General features: G+C 58.2%; 3 protein-coding genes and 1 pseudogene. All 4 read left to right on the forward strand.

The window, feature by feature from the left end; translation table 11 throughout:
- Positions 1-123 precede the first annotated feature (123 nt).
- Positions 124-348, forward strand: a pseudogene (locus HBN61_RS22085) (putative PEP-binding protein); the annotation flags it as partial.
- Positions 348-1304, forward strand: coding sequence for a 1-phosphofructokinase (gene pfkB / locus HBN61_RS22090; RefSeq protein ID WP_170047908.1), 957 nt, complete (start codon positions 348-350; stop codon positions 1302-1304). The pseudogene HBN61_RS22085 and the gene pfkB, both read left to right, overlap by 1 nt.
- Positions 1301-3037 (forward strand): PTS fructose-like transporter subunit IIB, encoded by a 1737-nt coding sequence (locus HBN61_RS22095; RefSeq protein ID WP_170047909.1) that lies wholly within the window; start codon positions 1301-1303, stop codon positions 3035-3037. The genes pfkB and HBN61_RS22095 overlap by 4 nt, the downstream gene beginning before the upstream one ends.
- A 176-nt stretch (positions 3038-3213) precedes the next feature.
- The gene (locus HBN61_RS22100) at positions 3214-3618 is read left to right on the forward strand and encodes a hypothetical protein (protein WP_170047910.1); all 405 of its coding nucleotides are present in this window, start codon (positions 3214-3216) and stop codon (positions 3616-3618) included.
- The last annotated feature ends 172 nt before the right edge of the window (positions 3619-3790 follow it).

The following is a 3790-nucleotide window of genomic DNA, read 5'->3' on the forward strand; positions in this document are numbered from 1 at the left end:
CTTCTGGGGAAGCCATCGTATTGCGCAAATTGACAGAGTGACCGGGGTTGTAATATCAGGGAAAAAGCTACGTTAACTGTTCGCTATGTCTCCGAACAAAGTGTTCGCTATGTCCCCGGTCCATACAGCAAGTGGGTGGGGGTGTGCGGCGAATTGGCGGCCGATCCGCTGGCTGTTCCTGTGCTGGTCGGGCTGGGTGTCGATGAGCTGAGCGTGTCGGCGCGCAGCATTCCCGAGGTCAAGGCACGCGTGCGTGAACTGAGCATGGACCGTCTCAAAACCCTGGCTGGCGATGCGTTGGCCGTGGGCAGCCCGGACGAAGTACGTCAATTGGTGGAAGCGCTCTGATGGCCAAGATTCTGACCCTTACCCTCAACCCGGCACTGGACTTGACGGTGCGCGTGTCGCACTTGCAGCCCGGTGACGTCAATCGCAGCCAGGCGATGCTGACCCACGCGGCCGGCAAAGGCGTCAACGTGGCGCAGGTGTTGGCTGATTTGGGCCACAAACTCACCGTGAGCGGTTTTCTGGGTGAAGACAATCAACAAGCCTTCAACGCGCTGTTCGCCCGTCGCGGTTTTGTCGATGCCTTTATTCGCGTGCCCGGTGAAACCCGCAGCAATATCAAACTGGCCGAAGACGATGGCCGTGTCACCGACATCAACGGGCCGGGCCCGCAGGTCAGTGAGGCGGCGCAGCAAGCCTTGATCGACAAGCTCGACCAGATTGCCGCCAGTCATGACGCCGTCGTGGTGGCGGGCAGTTTGCCGCGAGGCATCAGCCCGCAGTGGCTGTATCAGCTGCTATTACGGCTCAAGGCCCTGGGCTTGAAAGTGATTCTGGACACCAGTGGGCAAGCCCTCAAGCAAGGTTTGAACGCGGGCCCGTGGTTGATCAAACCCAACACCGAGGAACTGAGCGATGCGCTGGGCGCCGATATCAGCAGCCTGGCGTCGCAAGTCGCTGCGGCCACCCGCCTGCAAGCGCAGGGCGTCGAGCACGTGGTGATTTCACAAGGGGCTGAGGGCGTGAATTGGTTCAGCCATGGTCCGGCCTGGCAGGCCTTGCCGCCCAAGGTCAGCGTCGCCAGTACCGTAGGCGCCGGAGACTCGCTGCTGGCCGGCATGCTGCACGGTTTGCTCAGCGGCCATTCCCCTGAACAGACCCTGCGTACCGCCACGGCGATTGCAGCGATGGCGGTGACTCAGATCGGTTTTGGTATCAGCGATATGGCGCAACTGGCGACGCTCGAGCGTGATGTCTGCGTGCATCCCCTGACAGAAGAACAAGAGGCAAGCTCATGAAATTAGCCATTGTGACGGGCTGCCCCAACGGCATGGTGACCAGCGTGCTGTGCGCCCGATTGCTGGACGCCGCGGCGCAGCGCCAGGGATGGAGCACCAGTGTCGAAGTGCATGACCCCAAGCACCCGGAACGCCAATTGTCGGCAGCAACCATCGACGAGGCCGAGTGGATTCTGGTGGTCAGCAGTACACCGCTGGACATGCAACGTTTTATCGGCAAACGCGTATTCCAGAGCGCCCCGGCCCATGCTTTGCAAGATGTAGAAGGCATCCTGCGTCGGGGCGTTGAAGAGGCGCAGGTCTACACCGCAACCGATGCCGTCGAGAAGGACGCAGCACCTGCTCCTGCCCCCAAAATCGTCGCCGTGACAGCGTGCCCCACCGGTGTGGCGCACACCTTCATGGCCGCTGAAGCCTTGCAGCAAGCGGCCAAACGACTGGGCTATGACCTGCTCGTCGAGACCCAGGGCTCGGTAGGGGCCAGAAACCCGCTCAGTGCTCAGGCCATCCGTGATGCCGACGTCGTCTTGCTGGCTGCGGATATTGAGGTGCCGACCGAGCGTTTCGCGGGCAAAAAGATCTACCGCTGCGGCACAGGCATTGCGCTTAAACAATCGGAAGCCACGCTGAAAAAAGCCTTGAGCGAGGCGCGTCAGGAAAGCGCGGCGACGGACGCTACGGCGCCTGTCAAAGCCGAGAAGGCCGGGGTCTACAAGCACCTGCTCACAGGCGTGTCGTTCATGCTGCCGATGGTCGTGGCGGGTGGTTTGCTGATCGCCCTGTCATTCGTGTTCGGCATCACAGCGTACAAAGAACCCGGCACATTGGCCGCCGCCTTGATGCAAATTGGCGGTGATGCGGCATTCAAGCTGATGGTGCCGCTGCTGGCGGGTTACATCGCCTACTCGATTGCCGACCGTCCTGGCCTAGCGCCGGGCATGATTGGTGGCTTACTGGCCAGCACCTTGGGGGCAGGTTTTATTGGCGGAATCATTGCCGGATTCATAGCCGGTTACTGTGCGAAAGCGATCAACCGCTACGCGCGCCTGCCGCAAAGCCTGGAGGCGTTGAAACCGATTCTGATCATCCCGTTATTCGCCAGCCTGTTCACCGGGCTGGTGATGATCTACGTGGTGGGCAAGCCGGTGGCGGGCATGCTCGAAGGCTTGACCCACTTCCTCGACAGCATGGGCACCACCAACGCGATCCTGCTGGGCGTGTTGCTGGGCGGCATGATGTGTGTCGACCTGGGCGGCCCGATCAACAAAGCGGCGTACGCGTTTTCTGTCGGGCTGTTGGCATCGCAAAGTTACGCACCAATGGCCGCCACCATGGCGGCGGGGATGGTGCCACCGATTGGTTTGGGCATCGCAACCCTGATCGCCCGTCGCAAGTTTGCCCAGACCGAACGTGAAGCGGGCAAAGCGGCGATGGTGCTGGGGATGTGTTTCATCTCGGAAGGTGCGATCCCGTTTGCGGCCAAAGACCCGCTGCGCGTGATCCCGGCGAGCGTGTTGGGTGGCGCGTTGACAGGCGCGTTGTCGATGTACTTCGGCTGCAAGTTGATGGCCCCGCATGGCGGGCTGTTTGTGATGTTGATCCCCAATGCCATCAACCACGCGTTGTTGTACTTGCTGGCTATTGTGGCGGGCAGTGCGCTGACAGCGGTGGTCTACGCCGTGATAAAACGGCCGGAGGCGGTGGACATGGCGTTGGAAACGGCTTCTACCTGATTCATCATTACGCCGAGAATAAAAAGCCCCTGCCTTATTTAATAAGCAGGGGCTTTTTTATTGTGCCTGCCGAGGGCACAGTGGCGGTGCCTAATACGAGGGTAAACGCGGGTGTAGTTTTATAAATGAACCGGTCTTTACGGTTTATTTTATTAACGAAACTTGGGTTGATTCTTATGAAGAACTATAACAATTCGAAAAATCTGTTCAGGCGTATTATTTCAGCATCGCTGGGTGTGTTGTTTTCTACTTTCATGATGTTCAGCGCGACGGCTTCGGCGGCTGCATTGTGCGAGGGTAGATGGGTGTTAGTGGGTGGCATACCCTGCGATATGTTGCCCATTGGCGGGGGAAGTGTGACCTGTTTGTTTTTCGGCAAAGATACTAACGCAAATGGCACTATTGAAGGCCACTCGGCAGATGTGTGCATGCTTTTAGATGCCGATAATCGCCAGCGCAGTTTTCCTTGTGTTGACGCGTGCAACTACACCAATAATTGCGAACACAAATACTGCATGAATACGGACGCTATTAAGGATGCCCGTAAAGAAGCCGGGTTGCATCTAAAGAAAACAGAATAAACAGCATGACGTGACACGTTATTCTGAATACCCCTCAGCCGGTGTTATGTATGGACCGGGGACATAGCGAACACTTTGTTCGGAGACATAGCGAACAGTTAACGTAGCTTTTTCCCTGATATTACAACCCCGGTCACTCTGTCAATTTGCGCAATACGATGGCTTCCCCAAA

Origin of the sequence: Pseudomonas sp. WS 5071, assembly GCF_012985765.1 — a bacterium.
Lineage (GTDB): Bacteria > Pseudomonadota > Gammaproteobacteria > Pseudomonadales > Pseudomonadaceae > Aquipseudomonas > Aquipseudomonas lundensis_A.